This window comes from Sphingomonas faeni, from assembly GCF_023195535.1.
In the GTDB taxonomy this organism is placed as follows: Bacteria; Pseudomonadota; Alphaproteobacteria; order Sphingomonadales; family Sphingomonadaceae; genus Sphingomonas; species Sphingomonas faeni_B.
Window position 1 is genome coordinate 1016388 of record NZ_JALPNF010000001.1, and the last position, 17050, is coordinate 1033437.

16 protein-coding genes and 1 pseudogene are annotated in these 17050 nt (G+C 66.8%); 5 read left to right on the plus strand and 12 right to left on the minus strand.

The window, feature by feature from the left end; all coding sequences use genetic code 11:
• Window positions 1-8 precede the first annotated feature (8 nt).
• The 6 genes from SPHN_RS04240 to SPHN_RS04265 all read right to left on the minus strand — a co-directional run bounded on the left by SPHN_RS04240 (window position 9) and on the right by SPHN_RS04265 (window position 5566).
• Complete coding sequence (locus tag SPHN_RS04240) at window positions 9-1727, minus strand: peptidoglycan D,D-transpeptidase FtsI family protein (RefSeq protein ID WP_248521365.1); 1719 nt, start codon at window positions 1725-1727, stop codon at window positions 9-11.
• Window positions 1724-2413 (minus strand): hypothetical protein, encoded by a 690-nt coding sequence (locus tag SPHN_RS04245; RefSeq protein ID WP_248521366.1) that lies wholly within the window; start codon window positions 2411-2413, stop codon window positions 1724-1726. Before SPHN_RS04245 ends, SPHN_RS04240 begins: the two co-directional genes overlap by 4 nt.
• Window positions 2410-3375, minus strand: coding sequence for a 16S rRNA (cytosine(1402)-N(4))-methyltransferase RsmH (gene rsmH, locus SPHN_RS04250; protein ID WP_248521368.1), 966 nt, complete (start codon window positions 3373-3375; stop codon window positions 2410-2412). The genes SPHN_RS04245 and rsmH overlap by 4 nt, the downstream gene beginning before the upstream one ends.
• Complete coding sequence (locus SPHN_RS04255) at window positions 3372-3872, minus strand: division/cell wall cluster transcriptional repressor MraZ (protein ID WP_056052920.1); 501 nt, start codon at window positions 3870-3872, stop codon at window positions 3372-3374. Before SPHN_RS04255 ends, rsmH begins: the two co-directional genes overlap by 4 nt.
• 384 nt (window positions 3873-4256) lie before the next feature.
• Window positions 4257-4526 (minus strand): hypothetical protein, encoded by a 270-nt coding sequence (locus SPHN_RS04260; RefSeq protein WP_248521369.1) that lies wholly within the window; start codon window positions 4524-4526, stop codon window positions 4257-4259.
• 71 nt (window positions 4527-4597) lie between these two features.
• Window positions 4598-5566, minus strand: coding sequence for a cysteine synthase A (locus tag SPHN_RS04265; RefSeq protein WP_248521371.1), 969 nt, complete (start codon window positions 5564-5566; stop codon window positions 4598-4600).
• Between the two features lie 585 nt (window positions 5567-6151).
• On the opposite strand from SPHN_RS04265, the gene SPHN_RS04270 reads away from it, so the two are divergent.
• The 3 genes from SPHN_RS04270 (at window position 6152) to aat (ending at window position 8123) form a co-directional block, all read left to right on the plus strand.
• Entirely contained in the window at window positions 6152-6535 is a 384-nt protein-coding gene (locus tag SPHN_RS04270; protein ID WP_248521373.1) for a hypothetical protein, read from the plus strand.
• Window positions 6536-6684: 149 nt separating this feature from the next.
• Window positions 6685-7395, plus strand: coding sequence for a ParA family protein (locus SPHN_RS04275; protein ID WP_248521375.1), 711 nt, complete (start codon window positions 6685-6687; stop codon window positions 7393-7395).
• On the plus strand, window positions 7392-8123 hold the full coding sequence (aat, locus tag SPHN_RS04280) for a leucyl/phenylalanyl-tRNA--protein transferase (protein ID WP_248521377.1): 732 nt from the start codon (window positions 7392-7394) through the stop codon (window positions 8121-8123). Before SPHN_RS04275 ends, aat begins: the two co-directional genes overlap by 4 nt.
• Before the next feature lie 35 nt (window positions 8124-8158).
• Here the strand turns inward: aat and SPHN_RS18570 are convergent.
• The 5 genes and pseudogenes from SPHN_RS18570 to SPHN_RS04305 form a co-directional block, all read right to left on the minus strand.
• Window positions 8159-8587: pseudogene (locus SPHN_RS18570) on the minus strand (DUF2155 domain-containing protein); the annotation flags it as partial.
• A gap of 2 nt (window positions 8588-8589) precedes the next feature.
• A complete protein-coding gene (locus tag SPHN_RS04290) occupies window positions 8590-8982 on the minus strand; it encodes an NADH:ubiquinone oxidoreductase subunit NDUFA12 (protein WP_248521378.1) in 393 nt (130 codons plus the stop codon).
• Window positions 8983-9347: 365 nt separating this feature from the next.
• Window positions 9348-9845: a DUF192 domain-containing protein gene (locus SPHN_RS04295; protein ID WP_248521379.1), complete on the minus strand. Its 498-nt coding sequence runs from the start codon at window positions 9843-9845 to the stop codon at window positions 9348-9350.
• Window positions 9842-10366: a cold-shock protein gene (locus SPHN_RS04300; RefSeq protein WP_248521505.1), complete on the minus strand. Its 525-nt coding sequence runs from the start codon at window positions 10364-10366 to the stop codon at window positions 9842-9844. Before SPHN_RS04300 ends, SPHN_RS04295 begins: the two co-directional genes overlap by 4 nt.
• A gap of 214 nt (window positions 10367-10580) precedes the next feature.
• Window positions 10581-11288: a regulatory protein RecX gene (locus tag SPHN_RS04305; RefSeq protein ID WP_349238456.1), complete on the minus strand. Its 708-nt coding sequence runs from the start codon at window positions 11286-11288 to the stop codon at window positions 10581-10583.
• Between the two features lie 96 nt (window positions 11289-11384).
• Here SPHN_RS04305 and SPHN_RS04310 point away from each other — a divergent pair, with 96 nt between their 5' ends.
• Both SPHN_RS04310 and SPHN_RS04315 read left to right on the plus strand, forming a co-directional pair.
• The gene (locus SPHN_RS04310) at window positions 11385-13148 is read left to right on the plus strand and encodes a fatty acyl-AMP ligase (RefSeq protein WP_248521381.1); all 1764 of its coding nucleotides are present in this window, start codon (window positions 11385-11387) and stop codon (window positions 13146-13148) included.
• A 120-nt stretch (window positions 13149-13268) separates the two neighbouring features.
• Window positions 13269-15626: a putative bifunctional diguanylate cyclase/phosphodiesterase gene (locus SPHN_RS04315; protein ID WP_248521383.1), complete on the plus strand. Its 2358-nt coding sequence runs from the start codon at window positions 13269-13271 to the stop codon at window positions 15624-15626.
• 58 nt (window positions 15627-15684) lie between these two features.
• Here SPHN_RS04315 and SPHN_RS04320 read toward each other — a convergent pair whose 3' ends face one another.
• Complete coding sequence (locus tag SPHN_RS04320) at window positions 15685-16998, minus strand: M20/M25/M40 family metallo-hydrolase (protein ID WP_248521385.1); 1314 nt, start codon at window positions 16996-16998, stop codon at window positions 15685-15687.
• Window positions 16999-17050: the final 52 nt, after the last annotated feature.

The following is a 17050-nucleotide window of genomic DNA, read 5'->3' on the forward strand; positions in this document are numbered from 1 at the left end:
AATAGTCCTCATTGCCCGGTCGGCTGTGTACGCGACGGGTCCTGCCACAAAGTCGGCAGGATGTCAGACACGTCGATGTCGCGGTGCGCGTCCGGCACCACGCCCAGGATCGCACCGACGCGCGAGATCGTGCGGCCCACCACCGGCGCGGTGTTCCACGCCGCGGTCTTCCACCCGGAGGTTTCCTTCGTGCCGAGCGGCGAATCGAGCATCGCGAGCACGACATAGCGCGGCGCATCCATCGGGAATGCCGCGGCGAACGTCGCGACGTTGCGCGAATGATCATACCCGCCCGAGACCGCCGCCTCTGCGGTGCCGGTCTTGCCGCCGACGCGGTAGCCCGGCGCATCGCCCTTGCGACCCGTGCCGCGCTGCACGATCAGCCGCAGCATCTGCCGCATCCGCGCGCTGGTCTGCTCGCTGATGACGCGACGCCCGACCGGCGCATGGCCCGGCGCGACCTTCAGCAAGGTCGCCGGCCGCCAGATCCCGCCATTGACCAGGGCCGCATAGGCGCTTGCCAGATGCAGCGGCGTCACCGCGATGCCGTGGCCATAGGCCGTGGTCATCGTCGTCGTCCGCGCCCAGTATTTCGGCCACAACGGGCCACCCTTTTCGCGCAGTTCGATATCCGGCTTGGTATCGAAGCCCAGCTTCTTGAACATCGCCTGCATCTTCGCGGGACCCACCTCGTCGGCAACCCGCGCAGTGGCGATGTTCGACGAATAGATCAGCGTCTCGGCCATGTTCAGCCAGCGCTTCGGATCGCCGCGCTCGTCGTGGATCGTGAAGCGACCGACCTTGAGCGGATGCGTCGCGTCGAAGCGCCGCGCGAACGACGTCACCACGCCGGTATCCATCGCGGTCGCCATCGTGATCGGCTTGAACGTCGACCCGAGCTCGAACACGCTCTGTGTCGTGATGTTGCGCAGTTCCTCGGTGCCCGACATGCCGACACGGTTGGGGTTGAAGGTGGGCAGCGAGACCATCGCGATCACTTCGCCGGTCGCCACGTCGAGGACGATGCCACCAGCGCCGCGCGCGGAAAACGTCGTCATCGCGCGGCCGAGTTCGCTCTCCATCGCCGCCTGGACGCGGTTGTCGAGCGACAGCGCGACGGGGGTGCCGTTGAGCGCGGGGTTGGTCAGCCGCTCGTCCAGCACGCGCTCCATCCCGCTCATGCCGTGCCCCGCGGTCGACAGGAAGCCGAGCGCATGCGCCGCCATCGTCGACTGCGGGTAGAGCCGCTGCGTATCGCGGTCGAACACGATGGCGGGCTCGCCGATCGCATTGACCTGCTCGACGAGCGCGGGCGACGCACGCCGCTGGAGATAGATGAAGTTCTTTCGCGACGTCAGCAGCGCATAATAATGCGCTTGGTCGCCCGCTTCGGGCATCAGCGCCGCGAGCTTGCTGGCGATCTCGGTCGGATCGCCGATCAGCTTCTTCGGGTGAACCGCGATCGTCCATGCATCGATCGTCCGCGCCAGCGGCGAGCCGTTGCGATCGACGATATCGCCGCGCGCCGCGATCGCCACCGAGCGCGCCTGCGGATCGGCCAGCGAGGCCTGCACCGCCAGCATGCCGAGCCGCCCGACCACCACCAGCACCGCCGCACCGAACAGGAACATCAGCATCATCAGGCGCGTGTGCGCCGTCGCCACCAGGGCGTGACGCTGGTTGGCGCTACGCTGTTGCGAGACAGGCCGGGCGACCAAGGCGGTCACCGCCGCTTACGGCTCTCGGAGCGGGCGCCGCTCATGATGTCACCCAGCGTCGTATCGGACAGCAGCTTGCGGTCGAGCATCGCAACCGCCTGCGGACGGACCTTCGCGACGGCGGCGAGGCGCTCGGTCTTGGCGGCGCGGACGAGCGCGGCCTCGGCGGAGCGCGGCGTCGAGACCGACGCGCGGATCACGACCGGCTTGAGCGCCGTCTTCGACGCAGCCTGGATCGCGACGTTCATCGCGCGCGGTGCGGTAACCTGCGCCATCTGGACGGGGGCAAGCTTCACCACGGCCGGAGCGGCGGTGACCGGAACGATCGAGGTGGAGACGGCGGACCCAGCCCCCGACGGCACTAGCAGCGCGGCAGTCTGGACCCCGTCCGCGCGCAGGCTGTTGACGTCGAGCGCCGCGAGCGCGGCCTCGCTCACGACGAACTGGCCCGCGGTCGGCGCCGACAAGGCCAGCGTGTCGCCGTTCCAGCGCTCGAGCTGCGCCAGGTTGCCGCGCGTGTCGAACTCGGTTTCCAGCGCGCGGATGTCGCGCTGGGCGGAGCGGATCTGACCATTGACCGCCTCCAGCTTCTTGCGCTCGGCGGCGACCTGCAGCGACACGAGGTAGAAACCGAGCACGACGGCCACGCAGCCCCCGAACCAGCCCACACCCTTCATCCGATACGCCGCCGTCATGTCGTCACCTCTTCCGTCCAAGGTTGCGCGGAGGTCCGCCGCGCCGTCCGTAATGTCGCCGAGCGCGCACGCGGATTGCGCGCGATCTCGGCCTCGCCGGCGCGAACACCGCGGCCGACATGAGAAAAACTAGGTTCCGCAACGGCTTTCACCTGCGGAAGATGACGGGAACCTGAAGGCGAGCCGCCGGACCGCATGCGCAGAAAGCGCTTCACCATCCGGTCCTCGAGGCTGTGGAACGTCACGATCGCGAGCCGACCGCCGGGCTTCAGCACGCGTTCGGCCGCCAGCAACCCGTCGGCCAGCTCGCCCAGTTCACGGTTCACGTGAATCCGGATCGCCTGGAACGCCCGCGTCGCGGGGTCCTTCTTGTCGTGCGCCTTGTAGCCGAGCGCGCGGCGGACGATGTGCGCCAGCTCGCCGGTCCGCGTCAGCGGGCGCGCCGCGACGATCGCGCGCGCGACGCGTCGCGACTTGGGCTCGTCGCCATATTGATAGAGCACGTCGGCGATCTCGTTCTCGTCCGCCTCGTTGACGAAATCCGCTGCCGACATCCCGGCCTGCGCCATCCGCATGTCGAGCGGGCCATCCGACTGGAACGAGAAGCCGCGCTCGGCCTGGTCGAGCTGCATCGACGACACGCCGATATCGAGCGTCACGCCGTCCACCGGCGTGAGGCCGCGCGCCTCGAGTTCGGACGCCATCGCCGAGAAGTCCGCGGCGATCAGCGTCAGGCCTTCTTCGGCCTCTTCCATCGCGCGACCATTGGCGATCGCGTCTGGATCGCGATCGAACGCGACGATCCGGGCACCCGACTTGAGCAAAGCCAAGGTGTAGCCGCCCGCGCCGAACGTGCCGTCGACCATCGTCTCGCCGGGCTCGGGGGACAGCGCGGCCAGGACTTCGTCGAGCAGTACCGGAATGTGCGGGGCGGAGGTGTCGAGAATGGGGGGCGTGCTCACAGCTGCACCCCCTTTTCGGCCATGTAGAAGCGCGCCATCTCCTTGACGACGGGGGGCATACCGTCGGTGGCGATCAGCGTCGCGGGGTCCCAGATCTCGATGTAATCGAGCACGCCGTAGAAGAACGCATGACCCTTGATGCCCGCATAAAAGCGCGGGAAGGCTGGCATGATGAAGCGCCCGGAGCCGTCGAACGGCACCGCTTCGCCGGACGCGGCGGCGCGCTTGATGTTGTAGTCGTACTCGCCGTTTTCGGACGTGTTCTCGGATTCGCGGCGATCGAGGCGCTCGGCGAGGATGTCGACGTAACCCGGATCATAGGCAACGAGGCAACGGTTCTTCTGGTGCGCGCCGATGATGATGGTCCCGCCGTCCTTGCCGTTCGCCTTGGGCGCATTTGCGGAGAGGGTGGTGCGGAGCGCCGAAGGGATGGCTACCCGGCCCTTGTCGTCGACAAGGCCGATACCGTCTCCTTGATAGCGACCCCGTACCGACACGCCAAAACCCTTCGAAATGGCGCACACGTTTCACCATCCCGGAAAGCGACCATCGTCGCGTCCCGACCGCGCTTTCAAGCTAACGGTGAACGTGCCCCTATTAACTTCCATCTATCATAGCAGCACGGGGACGCAACGGGATTTTTGGGGATTGGACGGATTTCACGCCGGTTTCGACGCTCACTCCGGGGGAATATTCGTCGCAGAACGGGTGTGAGCCGTGGCGGAGGGTGATCATGGCTGGGGAATTCCGGGGATGAGCCCGGACGTCGCACCCGACGACTGCGAGATAGCCGCAAATCTCGATACGAATTCGTAGCCGGATGGACTCGGGGCTTGCCGGGCGCAGAATGCAGCGCGGCAACCAGAACCGGAGACGTCAGCCTATTGTGCAGGCGCCTGTGCGTTCGCACTCGGCGCAACGCCAAGCTCGGCAAGCGGCTCGCCCGCTCCGGCCACCGCGGTGCTGTTCGAAACGGCCATGTTCGCCACCACATCGGCCTTCGCGGTACCTGCCGTCGCGACCGGTCGTTCGCGATTCGTCGAACCGATGATCGCGCTCGCCAGCCCGATCAACAGCACGACCGCGGCCAGGCCGATCATCCCGACCTTGATGCGCTGCATGGTCTGCGAGGGTTCGTGTGATACCTTCATCTTGTCGTGCCCCGATACCCGACCACCGCCCGCCTGTCGATGCCGGGACGGTGCCTCAGGGCGCTGGACGCTCAAGCGAGGCCCTTCGCCTCGCGCCACGCCGGATCGTACAGAGTCGAAAGATAACGGAATCCGGTGTCGCACAGGATGGTGGCGATCCGCTTGCCCGGTCCCAGATGCCGTGCCAGCGCCACCGCGCCCGCGACGTTGATGCCCGACGACAGACCGAGGCACAGCCCTTCCTCGTCGAGCAGGTGGCGGACCCAGGCATAGCCCTCCTGGTCGGAAATCCGGAACTGCGTGTCGATCGGCGCGCCCTCCAGATTGGCGGTGATACGCCCCTGCCCGATCCCCTCGGCGGCCGACGATCCCTCGGACTTCAGCTCGCCGTGCGCATAATAGTTATAGAGCGCAGCGCCGTGCGGATCGGTGAGCGCGATGCAGATTTTTTCATCCTTCGCCTTCAACCCCAGGCCGACTCCGGCGATCGTCCCGCCGGTTCCGGCCGCGCAGGTGAAACCGTCGACGCGGCCGTCCATCTGCGCCCATATCTCTTCGGCCGTACCAACGATGTGTGCGCGGCGGTTCGCAGTGTTGTCGAACTGGTTCGCCCAGATCGCACCCGGCGTCTCCTCGGCGATCCGTCGCGAGGTATGGACGAAATGGCAGGGCGAGGAGAAGGCGGCGGCGGGGACCAGTACCAGTTCGGCACCAAGCGCGCGCAGCGTGTCCATCTTCTCGCGGCTCTGCGTCTCGGGCATGACGATGATCGTCTTGTAGCCCTTCGCATTGGCGACCAGCGCGAGGCCGATCCCGGTATTGCCGGCGGTCCCCTCGACGATCGTGCCGCCGGGCTGGAGCAACCCGCGCTGCTCGGCGTCCTCGACGATGAACAGCGCGGCGCGATCCTTCACCGACGCACCGGGGTTGGCGTATTCGCACTTGCCGAAGATATCGCAGCCGGTGGCGTCGCTGGGTCCCTTCAGCCGGACCAGGGGAGTATTGCCGATAAGGGCGAGCGTGTCGGGTGTCGTGTGCATCGTCGATATGTGGCGCGGCGACCCGCCCGGAGCAAGCGAGGGAAAGTTTGCGCCGTTAAACGCGCTGAGCCGTCGGCCCGGATCTCGCTGAATTCTCTCTGATTTCCACTGCGCGCATTTGCCGTAATGACATCCTCGGCCTGCCAACCTACCAGTCGCGCTGTCTTAAAGCAGCGTGAAATGAATCCTAACCTATGTTAATCCAAGAGGATTGGTCTTGTCGCGTCCAGTTATGCGAAATGGTCGTCGCTTGCAGGGGATAGTCGCTGTGGAACCCTATCTGGATGCCTTGACCCTATTGAGGGAAGCCCTGACGATGATGGAGTCGGTGGGCGATACGCTGGTTGCCGCGCACATCGCGACTCCGCTCGCCTTGCTCGAAGACCGGGTGGCGGAGCGGACCGGCATGGCCAAGCGGGATGGTCCGGCCTGACCCATCCATCCGCATAGGTGTCGGCGGGTCGCGGTTGCCCGCCGGTTCGTCATCGGTAGGCACCCGTTCGTCGCTCGTTCGCCATTGGCCCCGGTTGGGATGGGCCATAATCCTTGACGCTCAATGCTGCATGCGCGAAGCGGGGTTCCGTTATGAAGATCCTCCCCCTCTCCGCCGTTGCCGCGCTGCTTGCGCTGGCCGCCTGCAACTCCCAGCCCGCCGCGCCGGAGGTGCTGGACAGCAATCCCGATCCGATGGCCAACACGCTCGCCAACGCCGCGCCGGTCGAGCTGCCGCCCGCGATCAAGTCCGAGGCGACGCTGCGCTGCAAGGACAACAGCCTGCTCTACGTGACGTTCTTCCAGGGCGACAAGCAGGCCCGAGTCCGCACCAAGAAGGACGGCCCCGCAACGACGCTGAAGTCGGACGTCGCCGGCGCGCCGAAGACGGCCGAGGGCGGCTGGTCGATGACCGGTGACGACACCAACGTCACGCTGACCGCACCGGGCAAGTCGGCCCAGACCTGCCACGCCTGATCTGCCACGCCTGATCTGCCACGCCTGATCTAACCGCCTGATCCAGGCGCGATATCGATAGTCCTGACGGCCGGCGGATCATTCGCCGGCCGTTTTTCTTTGTGTCGCGCGCTCTTGCCCTCGCCGTCGCGGACCGGCACCGTAGCGGCATGGCAACAGTCGCGATCTACAGCCTCAAGGGCGGCGTCGGGAAGACGACGCTGTCGGTGAACCTGGCGTGGTGCGCCGCAACCCTGTCCGCCCGCCGCACCCTGCTATGGGACCTCGACTCGCAGGCCGCCTCGACCTGGGTGCTCGGTGGCGCGAACAGGGTCGACCAGGCGCAAGCGATGTTCTCGAAGGACGTCGCCGTCACCAAGCAGGCGCGGCCGACCGCCTACCCACATCTCGACCTGATCGCCGCCGACGCGTCGCTGCGCGGGCTCGACCAGCTGTTCCACGATCTCGACAAGAAGAAGCGGCTTGCCAAGCTGCTCGCCGACCTGAAGGCCTATGACCGCGTGATCCTCGATTGCCCGCCGGGGCTGACCGAGACCGCGGACCAGGTGATGCGCGCCGCCGACCTGATCGTCATACCCGTCATCCCCTCCCCGCTCTCGACCCGCGCGTACGAGGCGGTCGTCCAGCATCTCGGCGGTCGCACGCCGCTGCTCCCCGTCCACGTCATGGTCGACAAACGTCGCGCACTGCATGCCGACGCCCTGGCACGCCACCCCGACTGGCCGGTCATCCCGATGGCGAGCGGAATCGAATCGATGGCGGTCAAGCGTGCCCCGGTCGGCGTGTTCGCACCGAAGTCGGTCGCCGCGCAGGCCTTTGCGGATCTTTGGCGCCGGATCGAACATAGACTCGCTGCATGAGCGACGTTTTAGACCCGCAGCTCGTCCTCGGCGCCTATTCGGTCGGCGTATTCCCGATGGCGGACAGCCGCGATGCCGCCAGCGTCTACTGGGTCGAGCCACGCCGCCGCGCGGTGCTCCCGCTCGATGGTTTCCAGCTCTCGCGCTCGCTGCGGAAAACGATCGTCGCGGACCGCTTCCAGGTCACCGTCGACACCGCCTTCGACCGCGTCGTGCAGCTCTGCGCCGAAAGCGTCGAGGGCCGCCCTGAGACATGGATCAACGACGGCATCGAGCGTGTCTTCCAGACCCTCCACGCGATGGGTTTCGCACATTCGGTCGAATGCTGGGACGGCGGCAAGCTGGTCGGCGGGCTCTACGGCCTGTCGCTCGGCCGCGCGTTCTTCGGCGAAAGCATGGTCAGCCGCGCGACCGACGCCTCGAAGGTCGCGCTCGCACACCTTGTTGCGCGGCTACGTGCGGGCGGATTCACGCTGCTCGATTGCCAGTTCCAGACCTCGCACCTCGCCTCGCTCGGCGCGATCGAGATCGACCGCGCGGATTACGTCGCGTTGCTGGGTGCGGCGCTTAACGGTGCGCTCAAGCCGCCGTCCGCCGCCGGGGCAGCCTCGGCAGCCGGCGATTTCCGTGCGCTCGATCGCTTGGCGGGCAAGGCCTCGGCGGGCGGTGCGGTATCGGGGCCGGTCGCCGGGAAAGTCATCGCGCAGCTCTTGGTCCAGACGTCGTAGACCGGATGCTGCACCGCGTTCAGCGCGGGGCGTTCCTTGTAGAGCCAGCCCGAGAACGTCCGCCGCCAACGCGTGTCGACGCCGCGCACCAGCACCTGGACGAACGCACCGGTCAGCTGCTCCTGCTCCCATGGCGCGGTCTGTTCGCACGCGCGCAGCCGCAGCACGACATCGCCCATCCGAGTCGCCTGGCCCGGTTTCAGCGTCACCTCGCGGGTCTCGCCGTTACGCTTGTTGAGCAGGCCCAGCACCGCGACACGCTGCGCCATCGGCGTGCCGCCATTGGCGATCGCCGCAGCGCCGGTCTCGATCGTCTCGATCGAGGAATTGCCCGGATCGTCCGCGCCCGGCAGGTCCTGCTGGACCGCGGCAACCGGCGTCGCAGGCTTGGTCAGCGCGCGGTATCCGAACCAGCCGCCCACCGCCAACGCCACGACCAACACGGCCGCGGCGAGCCAGCGCATGATCACCCTTCGGGCGTCCAGGCTTCGTAGTCACCCGTCGCGGTGGCGCGCTTGCCGCCCTTTTCGAGCGCACCGGCAGGACGATAGGCGAGTGCGGTGCCGGTCATGTTGGGCACGGCCGGCTTCTGCCAAGCGCGGATCGGCGGCAGCGCGCGATCGGGCACGTCGTCGACCTGGTGATGCAGCCAGCTAAACCACGCCGGCGGCACGCGGCTCGCGTCGGTCGCGCCCTGATAGATCACCCAGCGACGCGGGTTGCCCGCGGTGTCCTTGCCGCCCTGGTAATAGACGTTGCCGAGCGCGTCCTCACCCATCTTCGCCATGCTGCGCAGGCCGAATTTGGTGCCGAGGGTGGCGCCGTTCCACCACGTGAATGTCGATGCGAGAAAGCCCATGGCTGGCGCTTAACCCGAGTGGGGGCGGGCTTCAACCTCGATGATGGGGGGAGGTGTTGCGAAGACCCGATCCTTCCCCGCCAGGGGGAGGATCGTGGAGGTTCGTCGTTGTGATTAGGCGCCCCTACCTGCAACGGTTCTCGCTTCCTTGTTCTCCCGCGAAGGCGGGAGCCCAGTCTGGGTCCCCGCCTTCGCGGGGAAACACTTGGTTAGAAACGTCGGCTAGCCACATATCCCACCCCGGCGAAGGCCGGGGCCCAATTGGGGGACGTCGCTAACGAAGCGCTGTCCGCCATTACAGCGACCTTCCCAATTGGGCCCCGGCCTTCGCCGGGGTGGTGTAATCGATCGAACGGTTCGGGCGCCTACTTCGCCTTGTCCCACGTCACCAGATCGCCCTCGGCGATACCCAGTTCGGCAGCCCTGCCGCCCATCAGTTCCAGCACCGCGCCGACTGGCTCCCCCGACGGAATCGGCGTTTCCGAGAACGGCACCGTGTTCTCGGCGATCCGAGCGATCGTGCCGTCCGCGCGAACATACAGGATATCCAGCGAACTCGGCGTGTTCTTCATCCAGAAGCTCGCCGCGACCGGAGCGCCGCCGGTCGGCGGGTACGGCCAGAACAGCATGCCGCCGTCGGGCTTCAGGTCGGTGCGAAACATCAGCCCGCGCGCCTGCTCGTCCTGCGTCTTGGCGCTCTCCACCTCGAACGTGTGAGTCCCGTTCGTGCTCTTGATCGAGAGCGGCAACGTGGCGACGGTCGCCACATCCGATTTAGCGTCGCTGTTCATGTACGCGACACCCCCGGCGCCGGCGCCCAGCGCCAGCACCGCCGCCAACGCGGCCTTGGCAACGAAACTCATCCCAGATCCTTTTCGACCGCAACGGCCAGCGGCCCCTTGCGCCCGGCGACGACACGCACGCGCAGCGGTTGATCGGGTTCGACCGATTCGATCCCTGCGCGGCGCAGCGTTTCCATGTGGACGAAGATGTCGCTGCCATCGGCGCCCCGTACCAGGAAACCATAGCCCTTCAAACGGTTGAACCATTTGACCGCTGCCGCTTCATACGGCCCGGCGGCGTCGATCATCGCGACCGGATCGATCCGGTCGGGCGACGACGGGGCGCGAACCGGTTCCTCGACCGCGTTGGTCATGTCGATCGAGACGATCTCCCGCGCCTGGAACCCGCGGCCGCGTTGCACCGACACTGTCTCGACTCGCGCACCCTCGGGAAGGCTGCGGCGGCCATGCGGTTGCAGGACGGAGAAATGCACGAGGATATCGCCGACGGTCTCGTCGTCGGCGACCGCGAAGCCGAAGCCGCGCGTGACGTCGAACCATTTGATCACGCCGCCGATCGCGCGCGCGTCGACCGTCGCCATGGGGGTGGCCGCAACCGACTTCTCGGGCGATTGCTCGGGCGATTGCTCGGCGACCTCGAAGACCGGCTCCGAGACCGATGCCGGTACCCCGAGCATCACCGATACGGCCTGCGCCGTCATGTTCGCATCCTGCTGCGTCTCGTTACGCATTGTTACACCCCTGAACCCCTTGCTAGCACGCTTCGTCGCAACCGCAATGAACCCGATGCGGCCCTTAGTCGAAATCCATCGATTCGGGTGCATCGGACGGCGGTGCAGCGACAATTTTGCGCGCGAGATCGAACCGGTGGCCCGCCCGCATCATCGCCGCGAGCTGTTTTTCGTGAAGCTTCCGGTCACCGTCGCCGCTCCCGTAAGGCCCGATTCGCTTGCGACGTGCAAAGGCGAGCGCCGATTCGACCGCGCGATCGGCGATCGCCGGCGCCAGCGACTCCGCATCGCCCTCGTCGATCCCCGCCTCGCGAAACGCCCCCGCGACCCGACGCGCACCAAGCCCGCGTCGCTGCATCGCAGCAGCCCGCTGTTCGGCGAAGGCGCGGTCATCGACATAACCGAGATCGGCCATCCGCTGCGCCAGCTCGGCGGGCTCGGCCAGTGCCGCGGCGGTGCCCCCGTCCCAACCGCGCTCGCGGATTTTGCGCATCAGATAATCGGTCAGCCGGCCGCGCGTAGTCGCGAACCGCTCGACATAGCGCAGCGCCATCTGTTCGAGCGCCGCGGCATCGAGTGGTTTCGGCGCGGGACGTTCGCGTCCCCGGTCCTTGTCGCGCTCCTTGCCGCCGCCCTTCCCGCCGCCTTTGCCCCAGCTCTTGCCGCCGCGCCGCTTCGTGCCGCCGCTGTCATCGAACCCGTCGTTTTCCCGGTCGCCGGCATCCAGCGACGAGGGAAACGCGTTGCTTTCGCTGTGGCTATCATCGGTCACGCCATCATTGTGCCACACTGGCACCCGAAGTTGAACGGCTAGACTGAAGATAGGTGTGGTGTGCGAGCACCGCGACCAACCAAGGCAGGAACTGCGATGACGACCGACACGGCCAACAAGGGCGGCACGACCGTAGCGACGATCGTTGCGACGCCGACCCAAGACGCCCTGCCGCGCCGCTTCGCCGATTTCGGCACGCTGGGTGAAGCCCTCGACTACGCGGCAAGCGGTAACCGCGGGCTTAATTTTCACGACGCGCGCGGGACATTGTCGCAGCCCTACCCGTATTCGCAACTTCGCACCGACGCCCGCGCGATGGCCGATCGCCTGATCGCCGCCGGCGTCGCCCCGGCCGACCGTATCGCGCTCGTCGCCGAAACCGGCCCCGAGTTCGCCGCGCTGTTCTTCGGCGTCGTCTATGCCGGCGCATGGCCCGTGCCGTTGCCGCTGCCGACCTCGTTCGGCGGTCGCGACTCGTACATCGAACAACTCCGCGTCCAGCTCGCGAGCTGCGATCCAAAGATGCTGATCTTCCCGCCCGAACTGGCGCAGATGGCCGGCGAGGCTGCGCGCCTGTCGGGTACCGTCGGGATCGACTGGTCCGAGTTCGCCGTGCGCGAGGCACCGGTCGCGACGCTGCCCGAGGCCAAGCCCGACGACATCGCCTATCTGCAATATTCGAGCGGCTCTACGCGCTTCCCGCACGGCGTCGTCATCACGCACGCCGCGCTGCTCAACAACCTCGCCGCGCACAGCCACGGCATGGAAGTCTGCGACACCGATCGCTGCGTTTCGTGGCTGCCCTGGTATCACGACATGGGTCTGGTCGGCTGCTTCCTGTCGCCGATCGCCAATCAGGTCTCGACCGACTACCTCAAGACCGAGGATTTCGCGCGCCGCCCGCTCGCCTGGCTCGATCTGATCAGCCGCAACGAAGGTACGACGCTCAGCTATTCGCCGACCTTCGGCTACGATATCTGCGCGCGCCGCATGTCGTCGCAGACCAAGGCGAGCGACCGCTTCGACCTGTCGCGCTGGCGGGTTGCGGGCAACGGCGCCGACATGATCCGCCCCGACGTGATGCAGTCGTTCGTCGACGCGTTCGCCGATGCAGGCTTCAAGGCCAGTGCGTTCCTGCCCAGCTACGGCCTCGCCGAGGCGACGCTCGCGGTGTCGTTGATGCCGCCGGGCGAAGGCATCCGCGTCGAACTGGTCGAGGAAACGCAGTTGTCGGGCGGCTCGCGCGGCGGGGACCGTCCGCAGCGCTACCGCGCGATCGTCAACTGCGGCAAGCCGGTCCGCGACATGCGAATCGAGATCCGCGAAGAGGACGGCACGCCGCTCCCCGATCGCGCGATCGGCAAGGTCTGGTGCAGCGGCAAGTCGGTGATGGTCGGCTATTTCCGCGACGACGCCGCGACCGAGGCGTGCATGGCGGATGGTTGGCTCGATACCGGCGACATGGGCTATATGTCGGACGGCTACATCTACATCGTCGGCCGCGCCAAGGACATGATCATCGTCAACGGCAAGAATCACTGGCCACAAGACATCGAATGGGCGGTGGAACAGCTTCCCGGCTTCAAGGCCGGCGACATCGCCGCGTTCGCAATCACCACGCCAGGTGGTGAGGAGACGCCTGCGGTGCTGGTCCAATGCCGCAGCTCGGACGAGGCCGAACGCCTGCGCCTGCGCGACGAGATCCGCGAGCGCGTCCGCTCGGTGACGGGCATGAACTGCCTGATCGAACTGATCCCGCCGCGCACTTTGCCCCGCACGTCGTCGGGCAAGCTCAGCCGCGCCAAGGCGCGCAACCTGTATCTCAGTGGCGACATCAAACCCTACGACATCGCGGCCTGACAGCCCGGTGGCGCCAAAAACGACGGCGCATTGGTTAGATTTGACCAAAACGACGGGAATTCGATCCAATTCGGTGCGGTGATCACGTTCCGCTAACCAGCGTGTGTATACCCCGTTGGCGTGACCAAGACCCCGCTTCCAAAGTCGAGCAGCATTGCCGTCGACCTCGCCACTCTGTTGGGCATCCGCGACGGCGGCGATCCCGCCGTCTGGGGTCGCATTCGCGCGGCGCAACTGTTCGCGGGGCGACGGGTCGCGCTGTTTCTGCTGGCCAGCAACATGATGGCCATGCTGGCGATCGCATTCCTGATCCGCGATGTCGTGCCGCACTGGCAGATCGCCACCTGGGGGGCATTGGTCACTGCGGCGGCGGTGTGGGTCGGGTTCCGCAGGCTTGCCACGCATCACCGCGGCGATGGCTATGCGAGCCGGCGCGATCTGAGGCAGACGATGTGGGACGGCTTCGTCCTTGCGATCATGTGGTCCGCGGTGCCGGTATTCTTCTGCACGCACGCACCGACCGGAACGACGGCGGGGCTGGGCCTTACGCTGGCGGTCCTGATGGCCGCCGCTGCGCTGTCGATGGCACCGCTGGTGCTCGCGACGCTCGTGTTCCTCGGCTATCTCGGGGCGGCGATGGTCGTCCAGCTCGCGTTTGCCGGCAGTTTGGCCGCCGCGGTCGGCATGATGCTGTTCACGGGCCTGCTAATGGCCGCGTGCATTCACCGCGCCCGCGCGCTCGTCATGATCCGCGCCGGCGAGATCGTACTCGACGACCGCGACGAGACGGTCAGCCTGTTGCTCGGCGAGTTCGGGGGCGCCGGGGCCGACTGGCTCTGGGAAACCGACGCAACCCGTCGTGTCGTAAAGGCCAGTCCCCGCTTTGCCTTTGCGTGCGGCCTCGATCCGGCCAGCATCAATGGGATGCCGCTGCTGCAGATACTGGCAGGGCCGTGTTGGGAAACCGGAGAATTCGATACGGGATTACGAACGCTGGCCGAGCGATTGAAACGGCGTGAGAGCTTTCGCGATTTGCGCCTCCCCGTCCAGATCGGCGGCGAGGATCGCTGGTGGGACATGGCCGCCTCGCCGCGCTTCGACGATCATGGCGAATTCTATGGTTTCCGCGGCGTCGGCTCGGATGTCACCGAACAACGGGCCTCGGCGGACAAGATCAACCGGATGGCGCGTTTCGATACGCTGACCGGCCTGCCCAACCGGCTGATGGTCAACGAGACTCTGGTCAAGGCCATGGCCGATGCGGATCGCTGGGGCGGGCGCTACGCGTTCATGATGCTGGATCTCGACCGCTTCAAGACGGTCAACGACACGCTCGGCCATCCGGTCGGCGATCGGCTGCTCGGCCGCGTGTCGGAACGGATCCATCAGTTGATGGGCGTCAACGAAACCTGCGGGCGCCTTGGCGGCGACGAATTTGCGGTCGTCGTCCGCGACGCCAGCAATACGGCCGCGGTCGAGCATCTCGCGGAACGGATCATCGCCTCGCTGTCGCGGCCGTATGAGATCGACGCGCATACCCTGCATATCGGCGCAAGTATCGGCCTGGCGATGGGGCCGCGCGACGGGCGCACCGCGGATATGCTGATCCGCTCGGCAGACCTTGCCCTCTACCGTGCCAAGGATGCGGGACGCGGCGTGTTTCGCCGGTACGAACCGGAACTTCATGTTCAGGCCGAAGAACGGCGGGTGCTGGAAATGGCGTTGCGCCACGCGATCGAGAAGGGCGAGATGCACCTCGTCTATCAGCCGATCGTCGCGACCGACAGCGAAATGCCCTGCGGTTTCGAAGCGCTGTTGCGGTGGACCAGCCCCGAATTCGGCAACGTTTTGCCGATGAAGTTCATTCCGCTCGCCGAGGAAACTCGACTGATCGGGCCGATCGGCGCCTGGGTGGTCCGGACTGCGTGCGAAGAGGCGGCGCGATGGCCGTCGGACATGCGGATCGCGGTGAACGTCTCCGCCGATCAGCTGCGCAATCCCAGTTTCGTGACGACGATCGCGTCGGCGCTCGCCAGCAGCGGCGTATCGCCCGAACGGCTGGAACTCGAAGTGACCGAAGGCATGTTCATGCATGAAGGTCTCGGCGCGACCCAGATCCTCGACCGGGTCGCCGAACTCGGCGTCCGGCTCAGTCTCGACGACTTCGGCACGGGTCAGTCGTCGCTCGGCTATCTCAGTCGCACGCGTTTCACCTCGCTGAAGATCGACCGCGATTTCGTCCGGGATACCGCCAGCGGCGTACGCGAGGCGGTGGCGATCGTCCGCGCCGGGATCGCACTTGCGACGAGCCTCGGCATGACCACGACCGCCGAGGGTGTCGAAACCGAAGCGGAGCTCCGGGTTCTCCACGATCTCGGCTGCACCAAGGCGCAGGGGTTTTATTTCGGTCGACCGATGTCCGCCGAAGACGCCCGCGCGCTCGCCAACCGCCGCTGGAAGGACGCGGTCGCCGCGTAGTCTCGGATCGCGCGTATGACCGTCATCCGCAGTCATGCTGGCGATCGAAGGCGTGCGATCAGCGGCGTCGCTCACGCCCCGCAAAGCTTACAACGCTTTCCGCCCCATTGGCCGAAACCGCTGAGACGCCGACGAAAGTGTCGTCGACCGGCACTTGCGCCAGGATCGTCTGCGGGTTTGGTCCGGTTGCCGGCACGTCCCGTGCATCCGTCCAGTCCTGCGCATCGTTGCGGCGCCAGCGGACCCGGTACGCGGTCGCGCCCGACACCGGGGTCCACCTGACGGTCGTATCACGCGACAGCGCGCCAGCGATCGAGACGTCCTCCGGTGCGGCGGGGGCGTCCGCGATCCGCGCAAGGGTGGCGAGATTGATCGCCGTCACCTTGGCAAGATACGGAAAGTCCATTCCGGCGATCGTATCACCATAGTCGACGCCCTTTTCGGTACGCAGGTCCTGGTGCTGACGATCCCAGTTCTCCGCCGCGACCGAGAACCGCACCGCGGGATAGCCCAGCTTCAGGAAGGGTTCGTGATCGCCGCCACGGCCGAACCGGTCGGGCCGGCGATCGAGCATCACGTCGAGACCACCGGGAATGCCGCCGGCGATCCCGTCGATCGCCTTGGCCAGCGCGCGGCTGGGGCCATCGTCCTCGCCGCCCTCGGCCCGGCGGCCCTGTTGCGCGACCAGATCCTCGGAGGCGCGGATGCCTTCGGAGAACACGCGGACCCTGTCGGCAATGCGGACGCCGCCCTGCCCGACGGTGTTGCCGACGATGTCGTTGTTGAGCATCGCCGACACCTTCCAGCCGCGCGCCTTGGCGGTGTCGGCCAGCAGCTCGGCGCCCCAGAGCCCCTGCTCCTCGCCCGAGAACACCGCGTAGACGATCGTCGCATCGAACGTCCGCTGCGATAACAGCCGCGCCGCCTCGAGTACCAGTGCGACCCCCGACGCGTTGTCGTTTGCGCCCGGTGCGTCGGAGGTGACATTCATCACGTCGGTCACGCGACTGTCGATATGCGCGCCGACGATCACGACGCGGTTCGGATCGCGTCCCCGCTGGATGCCGAGCACGTCCTCGACCACGACACCGGTCGGTGCACGCGGGCCCGTGAACGTCCGCGCGATCCGGTCGACGACGACGCACCCACCGCATGACGCGCCGATCTGCATGAATCTTTGCGCCGCCCAGTTTCGTGCCGCACCGATCCCGCGCCGGGGATCGGTGGTCACAGACGCCGTGTGCCGGGTACCGAAACCGACCATCGTCGTGACATCGGCCTTGAGCCGCGTTGCGGACGGTGGCGGCAACCGGACGGGTGCGGAAGCTGGCGGGGCGGCTGCGAGAAGCAGGGGTATGATGAAGAATGACATCTGCGAACCGTGGCGCCATCGGTCGTGCGGCTCAAGTCATTAGTGCGCGAAC